The following is a 19757-nucleotide window of genomic DNA, read 5'->3' as shown; positions in this document are numbered from 1 at the left end:
GTCTATCAGTCAAATGTGCATTGACTGACCCGCCGCCATCGCGAGCAGGCTCACTCCTACAGGTTTCGATTTGCGTACACATTACGAATATGTAATCCCCTCGCCACCGTCACGATAGGTTCGGATTGTTACCTTGATCCCGTCAGCTACTTAAACGAGGAATCAAACATGAAATTGGTAAAAATCAGTGCCTTTGCAGCCGCTCTGGTGATGTCTTCTTTGGCCATGGCCGAAGGTGGCGGTGACCGCACTTTCGAAAAAATGATGACCGCCAACGACCGCTCTGTAGAGCTGTTTGTCGCCCGGGAACAGGCTCGCGATCCGGTCGTCGTCAACGATAAGAAAGACGAAAAAACCCAAGACCTGTAAGTGTGTCGCACTTGATCAAGCCCGTCATCGCGCATCGATGCCGGGCTTTTTTATGGAGGTAATAAACATGAAGTTGATCCAGTGGATGGCGTTCGCCGGGGTGATGGCGACGTCGCTGAATGTGTTGGCTGAAGGCGGCGGTGACCGCACGTTTGACAGGGCGTTGAGTGCCAACGGCAAAGCCATGGAAGAGTACGCCGCCAACAAGGGTAAAGCAGCGCCGGTGATCAAGGAGTACGCGTACGGGATGAAGCTGGATGTGGTGAACGTGGTGAGTGTTGTGCGTTCGCCCGTGACTTGCGCGGTAGTGCCTGCGGCGATGACTTATGAGGACTCCAAAGGCCAGCTCAACACCATTAAATACACCGTGGCGGGGGATTGCCGTAAGCGCGGTGGGTGAGGGCTACAGTTGGTATTTCAATTCGTGATGTTTAAGTGTGTAGGTAAATTGCAGAACCTTCCCACAATGTTTTCAGGTTGTCCGTCGGACGTCGGCTCTCTAGTGTGTGAACGTCGCTGCCAATTCAGCGATCTGGATTGGAACCCCGGAACCCCCGAAAGCGCAAAATCGGCTTTCATGACGTATGCTTGCGCACCTTGATGGTGTGCACTCCGTTATGGCGGCTGTGCGCAGGAGACTTCGAGTCTGTCGGGTTTTTTGGTGGCCCGGGTTCCAACCTGCGTACAGCTGCCACCCCTTCGATTGGAACCGAATGGGCCAGCTCCATCACCACACCGGAGTTACACCATGAAAAAGCCAACACCCAATCCGCCCGAAAAAACCATTCCTGCGGACGCCACTACAACGTCTCCCTACGTTTCTGAAGACACCCGCAAACTCCACGAAGCCGCCGACCGCGCCCTCGACTTCTACCTCAAACCCACGGCCGCCATCATGGCCACGCCCTACGTCCAGAACCAGATGTTCCAGGTCAATCCGAAGGCCGACACCGAATCCCTGCTGGCCAACGCCAGCGAGTCCCTGGGCTCGGCCAGTGTCATGCTCGGCGACTTCGCCGCGCAGCTGCAAGGCACGCATCGCAAGACGTTGCTGGGGATCGCGCAAGTGGTGATGCTTGGTGAACTGGCGGTGAACAGAGCATTGGATAACGTCGACCCGGCAGCGTAGTCGCCGAGGCTCGAGTTTTATCTGTTGTTTTTGTGTTGCTCTCACGATCCTTCCCCCTCACCCCAGCCCTCTCCCCCAAGGGGGCGATGGGGAAAGGGAGCAGATCTTCAAGCCTTTCAAAATCTGAGTACGACTCGGTTTTCCAGGTCGATGTATCTTCAACAATCACCTAGGTCAGTTCCCTCTCCCTCTGGGGGAGGGCTGTTTCCAGCTTTGGAAAACAATGCCAAGGCAAACGCAAAACAAAAAAAGGCGCCCCAAAGGACGCCAAAAAATTCACCTCTTTCCAAAGGAGCAAGGAGCTTCTAAAGGTGAATGTGCATTGCTCGTAAACTCAGAGAATCGCCAACGGATACTCGACAATCACCCGCACTTCATCCAGGTCCGACTCGAATGCCGTGGCGCGAGTGGTGGCCTGGCGCAAGCGCAACGACATGTCCTTCAACGAACCACTCTGCACCACGTATTTCACTTCGATGTTTCGCTCCCAACGCTTCTGGTCGGTCAATGGATTGCCGTCGCCATCGCGGCGCATGTACACGGCGTTGGCGTTGGAATAGTCGGCGTCCGTACCGCGCGCGTAACGGGTCATGAACGACAAACCGGGCACGCCATAGGTGGTCATGTCGAGGTCGTAGCGCACCATCCATGAACGTTCTTTCGGCGAGTTGAAGTCGCTGTACTGGATGGAGTTGTCGAGGAAGATCGAATCGGACTGGCGCAGGTAATCGAAGTCGTCGTTACCGTTGTTGCGCTGATGCGAGAGGGCGACGGAATGCGCGCCGAATTTCACCCCGGCACGGCCGCTCCAGATGTTGTTGTCGAACTCCCCGAGCAGTTGCTTGCCTTCGTCGACAGCCTTGTAGTAATTCAAACCACCGAACAGCGACAGGTCATCCGACAGCGGATACGTCCACGCGGTGCCAGCGTAGTACTGATTCCAGGCGTCCTTGAGGCGGCTGGAATACAGGCTGAAACTGAGGTTTTTGTTCAGCACATAGTCGCCGCCACCATAAGCGATCCATGGCGAATTGACCGGGCCGGCATAGAAGGTCGCGAAGTTCTCGCGCATGTCGCTGGACACCGGTTGGCTCATCGCATGCAGTCGACCGCCCTGAACCGATAGACCTTCAATACTGGTGTTGGTCGCTGTCACGCCGCGAAAGCTTTCCGGCAGCAAACGCGAGTCGCCGGCCGCTACTACCGGGTTGGCCGGGAATACATCACCGACCCTGACCACCGTATCGAATGCCCGCACTTTCGCGGCGCCACCGACCTTGGTGTATTCATCCCGCGCCTCGCCGTCACTGTTGACCGGCAGCACATCAAACGAACTACGGCCACCGTTGCGCCCACCACCGGTGTCGAGTTTCAAGCCGATCATCGCAAACGCATCAACACCGACCCCGACAGTGCCTTGGGTAAAGCCGGATTCGAACTTGCTGATCACCGCATGCGACCAGGCTTCGGAATAACCGTTGCCGGTCGGGCTGGACTCGCCGTTGCGGTGATCACGATTGAAGTAGAAGTTACGGTTTAGCACCGTCAGGCTGCTGCCTTCGATAAAGCCTTCGGCTTTCTCTTCTGCAAACACCATGGACGGCCCGGAGCCGACCACCACCGCTAAAGCGGCCATCGACATTTTTGTATTGTTAACCATCAAACACTCCTTGGGTTCGGCAGAACGGGAACGTGCTTCGGCGTGGGTTTTATTGTTCGACGGGCAAGCGCCCGCCGGCATGGTCGCCGGGTGACATCGTTGCAAGCTGCGGATAACGCCAAGGTGATGAGGGAATTACAATTTCGTCATGTGCGTTAGGTTTGAACTCAATCTGTGTGTGGGATTGTTTGTTTCCTCGCTTTTATCGGAATCCTTTACCAGATGAAGCTTGGTGGTCCGTAGTTTGACTTTGCCTTCGCGCTCATCTGCCAAGGATTTCAAGCCGTCCAGTAGTTCGGAAAAAATGTCTCGTTTCATTTTTCCTCCGTGCCTCGATTGATCTTTTCAGCAATTACTGAGGATAGAGAAGTGCCTCAATTCTGGCTGTAGGACGAACCTGACCTTCTTGCAAGAGCTTTCGGTAGAGCAACAAAGAGACTTCGCAATTGACGTGTCGGAACAATCCACAGCACTATCCGATCATGACTGCCCACCACCGAATGAACATGATGTGCGCCTCGATGACCGCTTCCGGCGGGCCATAAGGTCATACGTGTTTGTCATTTGACGTGTTTCCGAAGCCCCGCCAGAAATGGACGGGGCTTTTTCGTTCCCCGTCTGCACATGGCTCATGGAGAGAGAAATGTTCGACATCAGAAGAGCCACCGCGAATGACGCCCAAACCGCATTCGACATACGACGCTTGGCGATCAGGCATCAATGCATCGGTGCCTACACCGAGCAGCAAATGCACGACTGGACCAAGGGATCGGCTGAGGACGGTTACGACACGCTTATGGAAAAGCACTTCTATCTGGGTTGCGTTGAGGGCGAGCCCGTGGCAACCGGAATGCTTGATCTGGAGCACCGTGAAATCGGCGCAATCTTCATTCATCCGGATTTCATGCAGCGCGGACTGGGCAAACAGGTTCTGCACTTTCTTGAAGATCTGGCGAGGGCGCTGGGGCTGACAGAGGTCTGTCTGGACGCGACGTTGAATGCTGTCGATTTTTACCGGCGTTGCGGTTACATCGGGGAGGGGAGTGCGATTTATCAATCGCCTTCAGGCTTGCAACTGGCGTGCGTGCCAATGGTGAAAGCGTTGCGATAAACATCACAAAAACAAAAACGGCACCCGAAGGTGCCGTTTCCGTTTGTAGCCAGTTCCAGCCGAGCTATCAGCCCGCCAGACCCGCCTGCTGAACCAGGGTCAGCAATGGCTGTGGGTAAACGCCGAGGAAGAACGCAACCAGGGCGATGGCCAGCAGCATCACGCCGCCTGCCTTCTGTTCCCAGTGCAGTTGCGCATCGTGGCGGCGCAGGTTTGGCTCGATCAGGTACAGGGTGACCATCACGCGCAGGTAGTAGAAGACGCCGATGGCGCTGCCCAGTACCAAGGACCCGACCAGCCACCATTGGTGCGACTCGACACCGGTGGCGATGATGTAGAACTTGCCGATGAAGCCTGCGGTCAGCGGGATACCGGCCAGGGACAGCATCATCACGGTCAGTACGGCGGTCAGGTACGGACGGCGCCAGAACAGGCCGCGGTACTCGTACAGGGCGTCTGCGTCACGGCCGTTGTACGGCGAGGACATCAGAGTGATCACACCGAACGCGCCAAGGCTGGTGATCACGTAGGTGACCAGGTAAACGCCGATGGCTTCCACCGCCAGACCCTTGCTCGCCACCAGTGCGATCAGCAGGTAGCCGAAGTGCGCGATGGACGAGTAACCGAGCAGACGCTTGAGGTTGCTCTGGGTCAGGGCCAGCAGGTTACCGAACAGGATCGAGGCGACGGCGATCACGCTCAGCACGTCGCTCAGTACGCCACTGCTTGCAGCAGGGGAGATCTGGAACAGACGCACCATCACCGCAAACACTGCCACTTTCGACGCGGTCGCGAGGAACGCTGCGACCGGTGCCGGAGCACCTTCGTAGACGTCCGGCGTCCACAGGTGGAACGGTACCAGCGAAAGCTTGAACGCCAGACCGATCAGCATCATGCCCAGGCCCAATTGTGCCAGCGGGCTAGGCAGACCAGTGGCAGCCAGTGCCTGACCGATACCGACGAAGCTCAGCGAACCGGCGTCTGCGTAAAGCAGCGCCATACCGAACAGCAGGAACGCGGAACCGGCGGCCGACAGCACCATGTACTTGATACCGGCTTCCAGCGAACGCTTGTTGAAGAAGGCATAAGCCACCAGACCGTAGACCGGCACCGACAGCAGTTCCAGACCGATGAACAAGCCGGCCAGGTGCTGCGCGCTGACCAGAACCAGACCACCGGCAGCGGCCATCAGGATCAGCAGGTACAGTTCTTCACGGTTGCCCGGGTAACCCGAACCGCCATCGCCCAAATAGGCGTGGGCGAGGGTGACGCAAGCGAGGGTGGCGACCAGGATCAGCGCCATGTACAGGCAGGCAAAGGTGTCGATCTGCAGCAATGGGGTCACGGCCAGAGGCGCGACTTTCAGGGCTGGCAGGATCGACAGCAAGGCCAGGTTCAGACCGGCCACCGAGATCAGGAACGTCTGCGAGTGGTTGCGGCGCCAGGCGATTGCCAGCATCACCACGATAATGGTGAGGCTGGTGATCAACAGTGGCGCAAGCGCAATAAAGTGTTGAATCGTGAATTCCATAGCGCTCTTACCGGGCCGAAGCGAGTTGAGTGAAGGCGGTGCCGAGCCACTGCTGTACGCCATGCATCGTGGCGGCAGAAGTGTCGAGGAACGGTTGCGGGTAGACGCCGAGGTAAATCAGCAGCACCGCAAGGCCTAGCACCATGATCAGTTCGCGAGCGTCCATGCCGTGCAGGATCGAATCCGATTTGGACGGGCCGAAATACGCACGGTGGATCATGATCAGCGAGTAGACCGAACCGAACACCAGACCGGAGGTGGCAATCGCGGTGATCCAAGGCCAGCTGGCGAAAGAACCGATCAGGATCAGGAACTCGCCGACGAAGTTACCGGTGCCTGGCAAGCCCAGCGAAGCGGCTGCGAAGAACAGGCTGATCGCCGGCAGGTAAGCGATACGCGACCACAGCCCGCCCATCTCACGCATGTCACGAGTGTGCAGACGCTCGTACAACTGACCGCTGAGGATAAACAGTGCCGCTGCCGACACACCGTGCGCGAGCATCTGGATCACGGCACCTTGCAGCGCCAGTTGGCTACCGGAGTAGATGCCGATCAACACGAAGCCCATGTGGGAAACGGACGAGAAGGCGATCAGACGCTTGATATCGGTTTGTGCGAACGCCAGGAACGCACCGTAGAAGATCCCGATCAGACCGAGGGTCATGGCAATCGGCGCGAACTCGGCCGAAGCGTTCGGGAACAGCGGCAGGGCGAAACGCAGCAGGCCGTAGGCAGCGGTTTTCAGCAGGATACCGGCGAGGTCGACGGAACCAGCGGTCGGCGCCTGGGCGTGAGCGTCAGGCAACCAGGAGTGGAACGGTACGACGGGCAGCTTGACCGCGAAGGCGATGAAGAAGCCGAGCATCAGAATGTACTCGGTGGTCATCGACATCTTGGTTTTCAACAGGTCGGCGTAGTTGAAGGTAATCACGCCAGTGTTGTTGAAGTTGACCAGCACCAGACCGAGGATCGCCACCAGCATGATCAGGCCGGAAGCCTGAGTGAAGATGAAGAACTTGGTCGCTGCGTAGATCCGGGTTTTCTTGCCGTCCGAAGAACTGTGACCCCAGAGCGCGATGAGGAAGTACATCGGCACCAGCATCATTTCCCAGAAGAAGAAGAACATGAACAGGTCGAGGGCGAGGAACACGCCGACAACGCCGCCCAGGATCCACATCAGGTTCAGGTGGAAGAAGCCAACGTGACGTTGAATCTCTTTCCACGAGCACAGTACCGAGAGGATACCCAACAGACCGGTCAGCAGGATCATCAACAGCGACAGGCCGTCGAGGGCCAGGTGCACGCTGATGCCGAAACGCTCGATCCAGATGTGCTTGAACTCAAGCGCCCAGGTCGGATCGGCGCCAGGCGCCGGGGCAAATGAATAGTTGCCGGTCGCCCACAGCCAGAGGCCGATCGCGAGCAACAGGGACATGGTGATCAGCGCAATCCAGCGGGGGAGGGTAGCGCCGAAGCGCTCACCCATCCAGCACAGCAGGCCGCCGATGAAGGGGATCAGGATTAGCCAAGGCAGAATCATGACGGGCTCGTTTCCTTTCGCAAATTCGCAAGGTTCATATCAGACCGCTACCAGCACGATGGCGCCAATAACCAGCACGGCACCAGCAGCCATCGAAGCAGCGTACCAACGCAGTTGACCGGTCTCGGTGCGGCTCAGGGCAGTGTGACCACCCTTGGCCATACGCGGGATCAGACCGATGGTCTGGTCGAGCGGGTCTTTGCGCAGGATGTGGCTGATCGCAAGGTACGGCTTGACGAACAGTTTGTCGTAGATCCAGTCGAAGCCCCAGGCAGCGAACCACCAGGCCGAAAGGAAACGGCCGATGCCGCTGTTGGCAATTGCCGTCACGAAGCGACGCTTGCCGAGGAACAGCAGGGCCGCCAGCAGGATACCGGCCAGGGCGATGGCGCCCGACGCGATTTCCAGACTGTGCTTGGCTTCGCCACCGGCATGGCCAACGCTCTCAGGCAGTACGCCGTGTAGCGGTGGAACGATCATGGCGCCGACGAAAGTCGACAGCACGATCAGCACCGACAGTGGCAGCCAGTGAGCGATGCCGTGACCGGCGTGGGCTTCGGTCTTGGCTTCACCGTGGAACGCGATGAAGATCAGGCGGAAGGTGTACAGCGACGTCATGAACGCACCCACCAGACCTGCATAGAGCAGACCGTGGTTGCCGCTGGCGAACGCTTCCCAAAGGATTTCGTCCTTGGAGTAGAAACCTGCGGTGACCAGTGGCAGGGCAGACAGTGCCGCGCCGCCGACGATGAAGCTGGCATAAGCCAGTGGCAGTTTCTTCCACAGGCCGCCCATCTTGAAGATGTTCTGCTCGTGGTGGCAGGCAACGATCACCGCACCGGAAGCAAGGAACAGCAGGGCCTTGAAGAAGGCGTGGGTCATCAGGTGGAAAATCGCGCCATCCCAGGCACCCACACCCAGCGCCAGGAACATGTAGCCGATCTGGCTCATGGTCGAGTAGGCGAGGATACGTTTGATGTCGGTCTGTACCAGAGCAGCGAAACCAGCCAGAACCAGGGTCACACCACCGACGATGCCGACCAGGTGCAGGATGTCCGGCGCCAGGGTGAACAGGCCGTGAGTACGGGCGATCAGGTAAACGCCTGCGGTCACCATGGTTGCAGCGTGGATCAGTGCCGAAACCGGGGTAGGACCGGCCATCGCGTCTGCCAGCCAGGTTTGCAGCGGCAGTTGTGCCGATTTACCGACAGCGCCGCCCAGCAGCATCAGGGTCGCCAGCGTGATCCAGAAATCGCCGACCTGGAATTTCTGCGGTGCCAGCACCAGCAGTTCCTGGATGTTCAGCGTGCCCACTTGCTGGAACAGGATGAACAGGCCGATGGCCATGAACACGTCGCCGATCCGGGTCACGATGAAGGCCTTGAGTGCGGCGTTACCGTTGTTGCGGTTGCTGTAGTAGAAACCGATCAACAGGTACGAGCACAGGCCCACGCCTTCCCAGCCGAAGTACAGGAACAACAGGTTATCGCCCAGGACCAGGAACAGCATGCTGGCGATAAACAGGTTGGTGTACGAGAAGAAGCGCGAGTAACCCGCTTCACCGCGCATGTACCAGGAGGCGAACAGGTGGATCAGGAAACCTACGCCAACCACCACGCCGAGCATGGTGATCGACAGGCCGTCGATGTAGAGGGCGAAGTCAGGCTTGAAGCCTTCCACCGCCATCCACTGCCAAAGCACCAGGGTGTAGTGACCGCCTTCGGGAGGCGCGACGTTGAATTGCCAGATGACGTAGGCGGTGACAATCGCCGACAAGCCAATGGAACCCACGCCGACCAGCGCCGAAAGGTTTTCCGACCAGCGTCCACGGGAGAACGACAGCAGCAGGAAACCGATCAGAGGGAATACGAAAGTCAGAAAGATTAAGTTCATCCGCGCATCTCACTGGCAGCGTCGATATCGAGCGTGTGGAAGCGGCGATACAGTTGCAGCAGGATCGCCAGGCCAATACTGGCCTCGGCGGCTGCCAGGCTGATCACCAGGATGAACATGATCTGTCCATCCGGCTGGCCCCATCGGGCGCCTGCAACGATGAAGGCCAGTGCCGCGGCGTTCATCATCACTTCCAGACTCATCAACACGAACAAAATGTTGCGGCGGACCATCAGGCCGACCAGACCAAGGCAGAACAGGATGCCGGCGACGGCAAGCCCATGTTCGAGAGGGATAGCAGGCATGTCTTACTCCTTCGCCTCGTTACGGCCCAAATGGAACGCCGTGACGGCTGCGGCGAGCAGCAGCATCGAGGCGAGTTCGACCACCAGCAGGTACGGGCCGAACAGGCTGATGCCCACGGCTTTCGCGTCTACGGTGGTGTGGCCGATGGCCTGACCGCTCTGGTGAGCGAACAGCACATACAGCAGTTCGGCCAGCAGCAGGGCGGCGAGAATCACCGGCCCCGCCCAGATACCGGGCTTGAGCCAGACGCGTTCCTGCTGAACGGCGGCGGGGCCCAGGTTCAGCATCATCACCACGAACACGAACAGCACCATGATGGCGCCGGCGTAGGCGATCACTTCCAGCACGCCGGCGAACGGTGCGCCGAGTGCGAAGAAGGTCATGGCCACGGCGATCAACGAGATGATCAGGTAGAGCAGGGCGTGCACAGGGTTGGTGTTGGTGACCACGCGAAGCGTGGACACAACAGCGATACCCGATGCGAAATAGAAAGCGAATTCCATCGTTCTTCCTTAAGGCAGCAAGCTCTTCACGTTGATCGGTTCGGCTTCGTTCTGCGCAGCGCCTTTCGGCTTGCCAGCGATTGCCATACCTGCAACACGATAGAAGTTGTAATCAGGGTTTTTGCCGGGGCCGGAGATCAAAAGATCTTCTTTCTCGTACACCAGATCCTGACGTTTGAACTCGGCCATCTCGAAATCCGGGGTCAGCTGGATCGCGGTGGTCGGACAGGCTTCCTCGCAGAGACCGCAGAAAATGCAGCGCGAGAAGTTGATACGGAAGAAGTCCGGGTACCAGCGACCGTCTTCGGTTTCAGCTTTCTGCAGCGAGATGCAACCCACCGGGCAAGCCACGGCGCACAGGTTGCAGGCTACGCAACGCTCTTCGCCATCGGGGTCGCGGGTCAGGACGATACGACCACGGTAGCGTGGTGGCAGGTAGACCGCTTCTTCCGGGTATTGCAGGGTGTCGCGCTTGCGGAAGCCATGGCCAAAGACCATGACCAGGCTGCGCAACTGGGTACCAGTACCCTTAACGATGTCGCTAATATATTTGAACATGGGTCAAATCCTCACTGAACCGCAACCGCGGGCGTGTTCCACAACACAACCGCAGCGGTTATCAGCAAATTGATCAGGGTCAGTGGCAGGCAGAATTTCCAGCTGAAATCCATCACCTGGTCATAACGCGGACGCGGGATGGAAGCGCGCAGCAGAATGAACAGCATGATGAAGAACGCGGTCTTCAGTGCGAACCACAGGAACGACAGTTGCGGCAGGATGCCGAACGGACCGTGCCAGCCACCGAAGAACAGGGTGACCAGCAGCGCCGAGATCAAGATGATGCCGATGTATTCACCGACGAAGAACATGCCCCATTTCATACCGGCGTATTCAATGTGGTAACCGTCAGCCAGTTCCTGTTCCGCTTCCGGCTGGTCGAACGGGTGACGGTGAGTCACGGCGACGCCAGCGATGAAGAAGGTACAGAAGCCGAAGAACTGCGGAATGATGAACCACAGGTTCTGCGCCTGGTACTCGACGATGTCGCGCATGTTGAACGAGCCGACCTGCACCACGATGCCCATCAGGGCCAGGCCCATGAACACTTCGTAGGACACGGTCTGCGCCGAGGCACGCAAGGCACCCAGCAGGGCGAACTTGTTGTTACTCGACCAGCCGGCGAACAGCACCGCGTAGACCGACAGACCGGCCATGGCGAAGAAGAACAGCAGACCGATGTTCAGATCCGCTACACCCCAGGTCGGGGTGATCGGGATGATTGCGAACGCAATCAGCAAGGCGGACATGGCCACAACCGGTGCCAGGGTGAAGATCACCTTGTCGGCAAACGGCGGGGTCCAGTCTTCCTTGAAGAACATCTTCAGCATGTCGGCGGCGATCTGGAACATACCAAACGGGCCAACGCGGTTCGGACCGTAACGGTCCTGCCACCAGCCCAGCAGGCGACGTTCGACAAAGCTGAGCAACGCGCCTGCGACCACTACGGCCAACAGAATCACGATCGCTTTGATGACCGTCAGGATCACATCGATCACTTCAGGGGTGAACCAGGTCATTGCGCTGCCTCCTGCAGACCGTCGACGGATACGCCGGCGAATGCCGGTGGAATGCCGGCGATGCCCGCAGGCAATGCCACCAGACCTGCGCCCAGTTCTTCATTGATACGCAATGGCAGACGCAGGGTCTGGCCGGCCACGTTCAGGCTCAGCAGTGCACCGTCGTTGACCCCAAGGCGATCCGCTTCAGACTTGGCCAGTGCAACGTAGGCCGCTGGAATGCGTTCCTGCACAGGAGCGGCTTTCGAAGAGTTCTCGTCGCTACCGAACAGGTGGTAGAACGGCACAGCTTGCCAGGTGCCCGGCGCCGGGTTGAATGCGCGCGGAGCGGCAGCGAACCAGTTCAGCGAATCACCGGTGCTTTCGATCAGGCGGGTGCCCGGGTCGCCAGCGCGGATGTGACCACCGACTTCGTCCTGGAACTTGTTCCAGGCCTGCGGCGAGTTCCAGCCCGGCGACCAGGCGAATGGCACCTGCTGACGCGGTTCGGCGGAGCCCGAGTAACCTTCCATGGAGAAGGCAAACGCGGTGTCTTTGTCTTGCGGGGTGCGTGGTTCGTGAACGCTGATGTCGGCGCGCATCGCGGTGCGACCGGAGTAACGCAGCGGCTCACGCGCCAGTTTCAGACCCTTGATACGGAACGCAGCAGACGGTGCAGCGTCGACGATACGCGCCAGTTGCTCGGTGCTCGAAGCAACGGCAGCGGTGACGTGGTCGAGTTGCGTCCAGTCGATCGGCTGGTTCAGCAGGGTGGCGCGCAGGGCGTGCAGCCAGCGCCAGCCTTCGTGAACCAGAATGCTCGCGTCCAGGTATTGCGGATCGAAAACCTGGAAGAAGCGCTGGGCGCGACCTTCCTGGCTGACCAGCGTACCGTCGCCTTCAGCGAAGCTGGCGGCTGGCAGTACCAGATGCGCGCGGTCGCTGGTAGCAGTCTTCTGATGGTCAGCAACGATCACCACTTTCGCGGCGTTCAGCGCAGCATCGACTTTCTCTTTGGCGGTGCGGGTGTACAGATCGTTTTCCAGCACGACGATGGCGTCGGCTTTGCCATCGATGACGGCTTGCAGCGCAGCATCCACCGATTCGCCACCGAGCATGGCCAGACCGAGGCTGTTGGCTTCCGGCACGATCAGGCTGATCGAACCGTTCTTCTCGCGCAGCTTCAGAGCTTTGGCGATGTTCGCTGCCGCTTCGATCAGCGCTTTCGAACCCAGCGAAGTGCCGGCGATGATCAGCGGACGTTTGGCCGCGAGCAGGGCGTCGGCGATGCGTTTGGCCAGTTCCATTGCTTCGGCGTCCAGACCTTCAACGGCCGGTGCGCTGGCGTCCAGAGCGTGAGCCACGGCGAAACCGATGCGCGCCAGATCATCGGGAGCTGCGTGAACGCATTCTTCGGCGATATCGTCGAGCTTGGTTTCAGCGAGGCTGGCGATGAACAGCGGGTTCAGCGCGTGCTGACCGATGTTTTTCACCGCAGCGTCGAGCCATGGCTGAACGCGCATGGCGTCGGCCATTTCTTCGGCTTTGCCTTTGACCGACTGACGCAAGGACAGCGCCATACGGGCGGCGGTCTGGGTCAGGTCTTCACCGAGGACGAAGATGGCGTCGTGGTCTTCGATATCGCGCATGTTTGGCACTGGCAGCGGGCTGTCTTTGAGCACTTGCAGGACCAGACGGATGCGTTCCAGTTCGGACGCTTCGATACCGGAGTAGAAGTGCTCGGCGCCAACCAGTTCACGCAACGCGTAGTTGCTTTCCAGGCTGGCACGCGGCGAACCGATACCGACGATGTTGCGACCGCGCAGCAGATCGGCAGCCTTGTCCAGCGCAGCATCCAGGCCAAGCTTGGTGCCGTCGGCCAGCAGTGGCTGACGTGGACGGTCGGTGCGGTTGACGTAGCCATAACCGAAACGGCCACGGTCGCACAGGAAGTACTGGTTCACCGAACCGTTGAAACGGTTTTCGATGCGACGCAGTTCGCCGTAACGCTCACCCGGGGAAATGTTGCAACCGCTCGAGCAGCCATGGCAGATGCTCGGCGAGAACTGCATGTCCCACTTACGGTTGTAGCGCTCGGAGTGAGTCTTGTCGGTGAACACACCGGTCGGGCAGACCTCGGTGAGGTTGCCGGAGAACTCGCTTTCGAGGGTGCCGTCTTCAACGCGACCGAAGTACACGTTGTCGTGGGCGCCAAATACACCGAGGTCGGTGCCGCCAGCGTAGTCCTTGTAGAAACGCACGCAGCGGTAGCAAGCGATGCAGCGGTTCATTTCGTGGGAAATGAACGGGCCCAGTTGCTGGTTCTGGTGGGTACGTTTGGTGAAGCGATAACGGCGCTCGTTGTGGCCGGTCATCACTGTCATGTCTTGCAGGTGGCAATGACCGCCTTCTTCGCACACAGGGCAGTCGTGCGGGTGGTTGGTCATCAGCCATTCGACAACACTGGCGCGGAACGCCTTGGATTCTTCATCTTCGATGGAGATCCAGGTGTTGTCGGTGGCTGGGGTCATGCAGGACATGACGATGCGACCACGGGTGTCGTTCTCGTCGGTGTACTGCTTGACCGCGCACTGGCGGCAAGCCCCGACGCTACCAAGCGCGGGGTGCCAGCAGAAATATGGAATGTCGAGGCCCAGCGACAGACATGCCTGTAACAGGTTGTCTGCCCCGTCGACTTCGAGCGCTTTGCCGTCTACGTGGATAGTGGCCATGGTTCAAAGGTCTTCGTTGGCCCGGTGTCAGCGGGCGTGGCTAATGGAATCTTGTTATCCGTGCGAATCAAACCAGCCTCGAAAGGCGTCATCGCAGGAGGCGAAGGGCACGGGCCCTTCACCTTATTAAGCGTTTACGCGCCGATTACGATCGGGCTTGCCAGAGGCGGGACGGCGGCGCTGACAGGCGCGATACCGGCTTCGAACTCTGGACGGAAGTATTTGATGGCACTGCCCAACGGCTCCACGGCACCCGGTGCGTGAGCACAGAAGGTTTTGCCTGGGCCGAGGAAGCCGACCAGACCCAGCAGGGTCTCGATGTCGCCCGGTTGGCCTTCGCCATTCTCGATGGCCATCAGCAGCTTGACGCTCCATGGCAAACCATCACGGCACGGTGTGCAGAAACCGCACGACTCACGGGCGAAGAACTGTTCCATGTTGCGCAGCAGCGAGACCATGTTGACGCTGTCGTCCACCGCCATCGCCAGGCCGGTACCCATACGGGTGCCCACTTTGGCGATGCCGCCGGCGTACATTTGTGCGTCGAGGTGTTCTGGCAAGAGGAAACCGGTACCGGCGCCACCTGGCTGCCAGGCCTTGAGCTTGTAACCGTCGCGCATGCCGCCGGCGTAGTCTTCGAACAACTCGCGACCGGTGACGCCGAATGGCAGTTCCCACAGGCCCGGATTCTTGACCTTGCCGGAGAAGCCCATGAGCTTGGTGCCCATGTCTTCGCTGCCTTCGCGGGCCAACGATTTGTACCAGTCAACGCCGTCGGCAATGATCGCCGGCACGTTGCACAGGGTTTCAACGTTGTTCACGCAGGTCGGCTTGCCCCACACGCCAACGGCGGCAGGGAAGGGCGGCTTGGAGCGCGGGTTGGCGCGGCGGCCTTCGAGGGAGTTGATCAGTGCGGTTTCTTCACCGCAGATATAACGCCCGGCGCCGGTGTGGACGAACAGCTCGAAATCAAAACCCGAACCCAGGATGTTCTTGCCCAAAAGGCCAGCAGCCTTGGCTTCTTCCACGGCACGGTTGAGGTGCTTGGCGGCGGTGGTGTATTCGCCACGCAGGAAGATGTAGCCACGGTAGGTTTTCAGCGCGCGAGCACTGATCAGCATGCCTTCGATCAGCAGATGGGGCAGTTGCTCCATCAGCATGCGGTCTTTCCAGGTGTTCGGCTCCATTTCATCCGCGTTGCACAGCAGGTAGCGGATGTTGATGGATTCGTCTTTGGGCATCAGGCCCCACTTCACACCCGTGGGGAAGCCTGCACCGCCGCGACCCTTCAGGCCTGCGTCCTTCACGGTCTGGACGATGTCGTCCTGGGCCATGTCTGCGAAGGCTTTGCGCGCTGCGGCGTAACCGTTCTTGGCCTGGTATTCGTCGAGCCACACGGCTTTGCCGTCGTCACGCAGACGCCAGGTCAGCGGGTGTGTCTCGGCCGAACGCTTGATGCGGTTGGCCGGGCCGAAAGATGTCAGGGTCATACGTAGCCCTCGAGCAGTTTGGCAACGCCAGCAGGCTGCACATCACCAAAGGTGTCGTCGTCGATCATCAGTGCCGGAGCCTTGTCGCAGTTGCCGAGGCAGCAGACAGGCAGCAGGGTGAACCGACCGTCGGTGGTGGTCTGACCCAGGCCGATGCCCAGATTGTTCTGGATTTCGCTGACCACCGACTCGTGGCCGCCGATGTAGCAGACCATGCTGTCGCAGACGCGAATGATGTGTCGGCCGACCGGCTGACGGAAGATCTGGCTATAGAACGTCGCCACACCTTCAACGTCGCTGGCCGGGATGCCGAGGATCTCGCCGATTGCGTACAGGGCGCCATCCGGCACCCAGCCGCGTTCTTTCTGAACGATCTTCAGGGCTTCGATCGACGCCGCGCGCGGGTCTTCGTAGTGATGCAGCTCGTGCTCGATGGCCGAGCGCTCGGTTTCACTCAAGGTGAAACGGTCTGTCTGGATAAGCGTGCTGTTCATGCTTAGCGGTCCACGTCGGCCATAACGAAGTCGATACTACCCAGGTACGCAATCAAGTCCGCGACCATGCTGCCTTTGATCACCGAAGGGATCTGTTGCAGATGCGGGAAGCTTGGAGTACGGATCCGGGTACGGTAGCTCATGGTGCCGCCGTCGCTCGTCAGGTAATAACTGTTGATGCCCTTGGTCGCTTCGATCATCTGGAAGGATTCGTTGGCCGGCATGACCGGGCCCCACGAAACTTGCAGGAAGTGCGTGATCAAGGTTTCGATGTGCTGCAGCGTGCGCTCTTTCGGCGGCGGCGTGGTCAGCGGGTGATCCGCCTTGTACGGGCCTTCCGGCATGTTGCGCATGCACTGGTCGATGATCTTGATGCTCTGGCGCATCTCTTCGACGCGAACCATGCAGCGGTCGTAGGCATCGCCGTTGGCGGCCAGCGGCACTTCGAACTCGAAGTTCTCGTAGCCGGAGTAAGGACGCGCTTTACGCAGGTCGAAGTCGCAACCGGTCGAACGCAGGCCGGCACCGGTGACGCCCCATTCCAGGGCCTCTTTGGTGTTGTAGGCGGCGACGCCGATGGTACGACCCTTGAGGATGCTGTTTTGCAGGGCAGCCTTGGTGTATTCGTCGAGGCGTTTTGGCAGCCACTCAACGAAATCTTTCACCAGTTTTTCCCAGCCGCGTGGCAGGTCGTGTGCGACACCACCGATGCGGTACCAGGCCGGGTGCAGACGGAAACCGGTAATGGCTTCAATCACCGTGTACGCCTTCTGGCGGTCGGTAAAGGTGAAGAACACCGGGGTCATGGCGCCGACGTCCTGGATGTAGGTACCCAGGAACAGCAGGTGGCTGGTGATCCGGAAGAACTCGGCCATCATGATGCGGATGACGTCGACCTTCTCGGGCACCTTGATGCCGGCGAGCTTCTCGACCGAGAGCACGTACGGCAGGTTGTTCATCACGCCGCCGAGGTAGTCGATACGGTCGGTGTACGGAATGAAGCTGTGCCAGGACTGACGCTCGGCCATCTTCTCGGCACCACGGTGGTGGTAACCGATGTCTGGCACGCAGTCGACGATCTCTTCACCGTCCAGTTGCAGAATGATGCGGAACGCACCGTGCGCCGAAGGGTGGTTCGGGCCCAGGTTGAGGAACATGTAGTCCTCATTGGTGCCGGAACGCTTCATGCCCCAGTCTTCAGGACGGAAGCGCGCGGCTTCTTCCTCAAGCTGTTGCTTGGCGAGGTTGAGACTGTACGGATCGAATTCGGTGGCGCGCGCCGGGAAGTCCTTGCGCAGCGGGTGACCTTCCCAGGTGGGCGGCATCATGATGCGCGACAGGTGCGGGTGGCCTTTGAAGTCGATGCCGAACATGTCCCAGACTTCACGCTCGTACCAGTTGGCGTTCGGCCAGATGCTGGTAACGGTCGGCAAGCTCAGGTCGCTTTCGGACAAGGCGACTTTGATCATCACGTCACTATTACGCTCAAGCGACATGAGGTGATAGAACACGGTGAATTCGGCGTCCGACGGCAGCCCTTGACGCTTGGTGCGCAGACGCTCGTCCACGCCGTGCAGGTCATAGAGCATGACGTACGGCTTGGGCAGGTTGCGCAGGAAAGTCAGGACTTCGACGAGTCTGGCGCGAGCCACCCACAGCACCGGCATGCCGGTGCGGGTCGACTGAGCGGTGAACGCTTCGGCGCCAAAACGGTTGTTGAGTTCGACGACCACATCCTGGTCGTCGGCCTTATAAGGCGGGATGTACAGAGCACTGCCTGTAGTCATGGTTATTTTTTCGCTTTCGGTCAACGTAAAGAATGAAACCAGCTTCTCGTTTCTTTGTAAGAACAGATCTGGATCAGACTTCGTCAGGGCTGCGCAGGTTGGTGACTGCGATTCGCTGTTCGCGGCGCTGTTCCTTTTGCGAAGGCATGTCGGCGCGATAAACGCCTTGATCACCAACGACCCAGGAAAGCGGACGACGCTCCTGTCCAATCGATTCCTGCAACAGCATCAAGCCTTGCAGAAATGCTTCCGGACGGGGCGGGCAGCCAGGTACGTAGACGTCCACCGGCAGGAACTTGTCCACCCCTTGAACCACGGAGTAGATGTCGTACATGCCACCGGAGTTGGCGCACGAACCCATGGAGATAACCCACTTCGGTTCGAGCATTTGCTCGTAGAGACGCTGAATGATCGGCGCCATCTTGATGAAGCAGGTACCGGCGATAACCATGAAGTCGGCCTGGCGCGGTGATGCCCGGATAACTTCGGCGCCAAAGCGCGCGATGTCGTGGGGCGCCGTGAAGGCAGTGGTCATTTCCACGTAGCAGCACGACAAGCCGAAGTTGTACGGCCACAGGGAGTTCTTACGTCCCCAGTTGACCGCGCCACTCAGCACGTCTTCCAGCTTGCCCATGAAAATGTTTTTGTGAACTTGATCTTCTAACGGATCGGAAACGGTTTCCCGTTCGCCAATCGGATACTGCTCGTTAGGAGCATCGGGGTCGATCCTGGTGAGATTGTATTGCATTGCCAAAGCCTCATTGTTTCAGCTTCGCCTGCCGCTTGCGACGAGCTTCCGGAGCCCAGTCAAGGGCGCCCACTCGGAACAGGTAGACAAGACCTGCCAACAGAATTGCTATGAAAACGAGAGCTTCGACGAATCCGGTCCAGCCGCTTTCGCGGACAGACACAGACCATGCAAAGAGAAAGAGGGCTTCGATATCGAAGATCACGAACAGCATCGCGACCAGATAGAATTTGGCTGAGAGCCGCAAGCGGGCGCCACCGGTAGGTAGCATGCCCGACTCGAACGGTTCGTTTTTGCTGCGGCCCCAGGCTTTTGACCCGAGGAGGCTGGAGACGCCAAGCATGAAGGCACACAGGCCGACGACACCCAGAAGGAAAATGGCAAAGCCCCAGTTGTGGGCCATGAGTCCTGTCGCTTCGGGCATGCTGGTAATCCTTAACAGAGAGCAAAGGTCTCTGAGCTTGATAAAGAAATAGGCAGTGACGATATGTCGCAGCAATCAATCGCGCTGATTTTATGGCTAAACACCCTGCAAGTAAAATTCCTATAGCGAAATTATTTATTGGAATAAGGACATAGCGCGCCTCCGATGCCCCGTAGCCCAAGCATAGCGGGCATTAGCCGGTTTTCTGCGAATTATGTTTTGTGGGAAATGTAACGAGCATAGTTGCGGCTAAATGATAATTAATATCGTTTGAGGTGATTTTGTAACTGTTTAGCGGTGCAGTAGTTGGGAAGTTGTCTTATATGCCCGTTACTGCAAGTAGCGGTGGCGCCTGTTTTAACTGATTTTTCTGACGCCCATACCGCTATGGATCAATGTTTTTTCAGAAAGGTCTGACACAGAACCTTTGGGATTTGTGTGGTGAGGAACATCACAGGCAAAAAAACGCCCCGAACCAGTCGGG

The 19757-nt window shown here is 58.8% G+C and carries 18 protein-coding genes and 1 pseudogene; 4 read left to right on the top strand and 15 right to left on the bottom strand.

Annotated features, from left to right (window positions below):
• The first annotated feature begins 168 nt into the window (after positions 1 to 168).
• The 3 genes from IAI51_RS10900 (at position 169) to IAI51_RS10890 (ending at position 1498) form a co-directional block, all read left to right on the top strand.
• Positions 169 to 369 carry a co-regulatory protein PtrA N-terminal domain-containing protein gene (locus IAI51_RS10900; protein ID WP_187678490.1) on the top strand — a complete coding sequence of 67 codons (201 nt, stop codon included), beginning with the start codon at positions 169 to 171 and terminating at the stop codon, positions 367 to 369.
• Positions 370 to 436: 67 nt separating this feature from the next.
• Entirely contained in the window at positions 437 to 769 is a 333-nt protein-coding gene (locus IAI51_RS10895) for a DUF2790 domain-containing protein (protein WP_187678489.1), read from the top strand.
• Positions 770 to 1117: 348 nt separating this feature from the next.
• The gene (locus tag IAI51_RS10890; protein WP_187678488.1) at positions 1118 to 1498 is read left to right on the top strand and encodes a DUF6124 family protein; all 381 of its coding nucleotides are present in this window, start codon (positions 1118 to 1120) and stop codon (positions 1496 to 1498) included.
• Positions 1499 to 1832: 334 nt separating this feature from the next.
• On the opposite strand, the gene IAI51_RS10885 is transcribed toward IAI51_RS10890, so the two are convergent.
• A complete protein-coding gene (locus tag IAI51_RS10885; RefSeq protein WP_187678487.1) occupies positions 1833 to 3158 on the bottom strand; it encodes an OprD family porin in 1326 nt (441 codons plus the stop codon).
• Positions 3159 to 3371: 213 nt separating this feature from the next.
• Positions 3372 to 3476: pseudogene (locus IAI51_RS27930) on the bottom strand (transcriptional regulator); the annotation flags it as partial.
• Between the two features lie 325 nt (positions 3477 to 3801).
• Here IAI51_RS27930 and IAI51_RS10880 point away from each other — a divergent pair.
• Complete coding sequence (locus IAI51_RS10880) at positions 3802 to 4269, top strand: GNAT family N-acetyltransferase (RefSeq protein ID WP_187678486.1); 468 nt, start codon at positions 3802 to 3804, stop codon at positions 4267 to 4269.
• A 67-nt stretch (positions 4270 to 4336) separates the two neighbouring features.
• Here IAI51_RS10880 and nuoN read toward each other — a convergent pair whose 3' ends face one another.
• The 13 genes from nuoN to IAI51_RS10815 all read right to left on the bottom strand — a co-directional run bounded on the left by nuoN (position 4337) and on the right by IAI51_RS10815 (position 19273).
• Positions 4337 to 5800 carry an NADH-quinone oxidoreductase subunit NuoN gene (gene nuoN, locus IAI51_RS10875; protein WP_123529219.1) on the bottom strand — a complete coding sequence of 488 codons (1464 nt, stop codon included), beginning with the start codon at positions 5798 to 5800 and terminating at the stop codon, positions 4337 to 4339.
• Between the two features lie 7 nt (positions 5801 to 5807).
• On the bottom strand, positions 5808 to 7340 hold the full coding sequence (gene nuoM, locus IAI51_RS10870) for an NADH-quinone oxidoreductase subunit M (protein WP_187678485.1): 1533 nt from the start codon (positions 7338 to 7340) through the stop codon (positions 5808 to 5810).
• Between the two features lie 39 nt (positions 7341 to 7379).
• Positions 7380 to 9233, bottom strand: coding sequence for an NADH-quinone oxidoreductase subunit L (gene nuoL / locus IAI51_RS10865; RefSeq protein ID WP_187678484.1), 1854 nt, complete (start codon positions 9231 to 9233; stop codon positions 7380 to 7382).
• A complete protein-coding gene (gene nuoK, locus IAI51_RS10860; RefSeq protein WP_187678483.1) occupies positions 9230 to 9538 on the bottom strand; it encodes an NADH-quinone oxidoreductase subunit NuoK in 309 nt (102 codons plus the stop codon). Before nuoK ends, nuoL begins: the two co-directional genes overlap by 4 nt.
• Before the next feature lie 3 nt (positions 9539 to 9541).
• Complete coding sequence (gene nuoJ / locus IAI51_RS10855; protein ID WP_187678482.1) at positions 9542 to 10042, bottom strand: NADH-quinone oxidoreductase subunit J; 501 nt, start codon at positions 10040 to 10042, stop codon at positions 9542 to 9544.
• A gap of 9 nt (positions 10043 to 10051) precedes the next feature.
• Entirely contained in the window at positions 10052 to 10600 is a 549-nt protein-coding gene (gene nuoI / locus IAI51_RS10850) for an NADH-quinone oxidoreductase subunit NuoI (RefSeq protein ID WP_187678481.1), read from the bottom strand.
• An 11-nt stretch (positions 10601 to 10611) separates the two neighbouring features.
• The gene (gene nuoH, locus IAI51_RS10845; protein WP_187678480.1) at positions 10612 to 11619 is read right to left on the bottom strand and encodes an NADH-quinone oxidoreductase subunit NuoH; all 1008 of its coding nucleotides are present in this window, start codon (positions 11617 to 11619) and stop codon (positions 10612 to 10614) included.
• Positions 11616 to 14330 carry an NADH-quinone oxidoreductase subunit NuoG gene (gene nuoG, locus IAI51_RS10840; protein WP_187678479.1) on the bottom strand — a complete coding sequence of 905 codons (2715 nt, stop codon included), beginning with the start codon at positions 14328 to 14330 and terminating at the stop codon, positions 11616 to 11618. Before nuoG ends, nuoH begins: the two co-directional genes overlap by 4 nt.
• A 134-nt stretch (positions 14331 to 14464) precedes the next feature.
• A complete protein-coding gene (gene nuoF, locus IAI51_RS10835; RefSeq protein WP_187678478.1) occupies positions 14465 to 15820 on the bottom strand; it encodes an NADH-quinone oxidoreductase subunit NuoF in 1356 nt (451 codons plus the stop codon).
• Positions 15817 to 16314 (bottom strand): NADH-quinone oxidoreductase subunit NuoE, encoded by a 498-nt coding sequence (nuoE, locus tag IAI51_RS10830; RefSeq protein ID WP_007920186.1) that lies wholly within the window; start codon positions 16312 to 16314, stop codon positions 15817 to 15819. The genes nuoF and nuoE overlap by 4 nt, the downstream gene beginning before the upstream one ends.
• Before the next feature lie 2 nt (positions 16315 to 16316).
• Positions 16317 to 18101, bottom strand: coding sequence for an NADH-quinone oxidoreductase subunit C/D (nuoC, locus tag IAI51_RS10825; protein WP_187678477.1), 1785 nt, complete (start codon positions 18099 to 18101; stop codon positions 16317 to 16319).
• A 73-nt stretch (positions 18102 to 18174) separates the two neighbouring features.
• Entirely contained in the window at positions 18175 to 18849 is a 675-nt protein-coding gene (locus IAI51_RS10820; protein WP_003223809.1) for a NuoB/complex I 20 kDa subunit family protein, read from the bottom strand.
• A 10-nt stretch (positions 18850 to 18859) separates the two neighbouring features.
• Positions 18860 to 19273: an NADH-quinone oxidoreductase subunit A gene (locus tag IAI51_RS10815; RefSeq protein WP_003223812.1), complete on the bottom strand. Its 414-nt coding sequence runs from the start codon at positions 19271 to 19273 to the stop codon at positions 18860 to 18862.
• Positions 19274 to 19757 lie beyond the last annotated feature (484 nt).

It is taken from the genome of Pseudomonas sp. N40(2020), from assembly GCF_014472415.1.
In the GTDB taxonomy this organism is placed as follows: domain Bacteria; phylum Pseudomonadota; class Gammaproteobacteria; order Pseudomonadales; family Pseudomonadaceae; genus Aquipseudomonas.
The sequence above is the reverse complement of the archived record's forward strand: the minus strand, read 5'-3'. Positions and strand labels throughout refer to the sequence as shown.

Bases quoted from the DNA above. Each gene is read 5' to 3' on its own strand.
- IAI51_RS10900 (WP_187678490.1), top strand. From the start codon at position 169: ATGAAATTGGTAAAAATCAGTGCCTTTGCAGCCGCTCTGGTGATGTCT.
- IAI51_RS10895 (WP_187678489.1), top strand. From the start codon at position 437: ATGAAGTTGATCCAGTGGATGGCGTTCGCCGGGGTGATGGCGACGTCG.
- IAI51_RS10890 (WP_187678488.1), top strand. From the start codon at position 1,118: ATGAAAAAGCCAACACCCAATCCGCCCGAAAAAACCATTCCTGCGGAC.
- IAI51_RS10885 (WP_187678487.1), bottom strand. From the start codon at position 3,158: ATGGTTAACAATACAAAAATGTCGATGGCCGCTTTAGCGGTGGTGGTC.
- IAI51_RS10880 (WP_187678486.1), top strand. From the start codon at position 3,802: ATGTTCGACATCAGAAGAGCCACCGCGAATGACGCCCAAACCGCATTC.
- nuoN (WP_123529219.1), bottom strand. From the start codon at position 5,800: ATGGAATTCACGATTCAACACTTTATTGCGCTTGCGCCACTGTTGATC.
- nuoM (WP_187678485.1), bottom strand. From the start codon at position 7,340: ATGATTCTGCCTTGGCTAATCCTGATCCCCTTCATCGGCGGCCTGCTG.
- nuoL (WP_187678484.1), bottom strand. From the start codon at position 9,233: ATGAACTTAATCTTTCTGACTTTCGTATTCCCTCTGATCGGTTTCCTG.
- nuoK (WP_187678483.1), bottom strand. From the start codon at position 9,538: ATGCCTGCTATCCCTCTCGAACATGGGCTTGCCGTCGCCGGCATCCTG.
- nuoJ (WP_187678482.1), bottom strand. From the start codon at position 10,042: ATGGAATTCGCTTTCTATTTCGCATCGGGTATCGCTGTTGTGTCCACG.
- nuoI (WP_187678481.1), bottom strand. From the start codon at position 10,600: ATGTTCAAATATATTAGCGACATCGTTAAGGGTACTGGTACCCAGTTG.
- nuoH (WP_187678480.1), bottom strand. From the start codon at position 11,619: ATGACCTGGTTCACCCCTGAAGTGATCGATGTGATCCTGACGGTCATC.
- nuoG (WP_187678479.1), bottom strand. From the start codon at position 14,330: ATGGCCACTATCCACGTAGACGGCAAAGCGCTCGAAGTCGACGGGGCA.
- nuoF (WP_187678478.1), bottom strand. From the start codon at position 15,820: ATGACCCTGACATCTTTCGGCCCGGCCAACCGCATCAAGCGTTCGGCC.
- nuoE (WP_007920186.1), bottom strand. From the start codon at position 16,314: ATGAACAGCACGCTTATCCAGACAGACCGTTTCACCTTGAGTGAAACC.
- nuoC (WP_187678477.1), bottom strand. From the start codon at position 18,101: ATGACTACAGGCAGTGCTCTGTACATCCCGCCTTATAAGGCCGACGAC.
- IAI51_RS10820 (WP_003223809.1), bottom strand. From the start codon at position 18,849: ATGCAATACAATCTCACCAGGATCGACCCCGATGCTCCTAACGAGCAG.
- IAI51_RS10815 (WP_003223812.1), bottom strand. From the start codon at position 19,273: ATGCCCGAAGCGACAGGACTCATGGCCCACAACTGGGGCTTTGCCATT.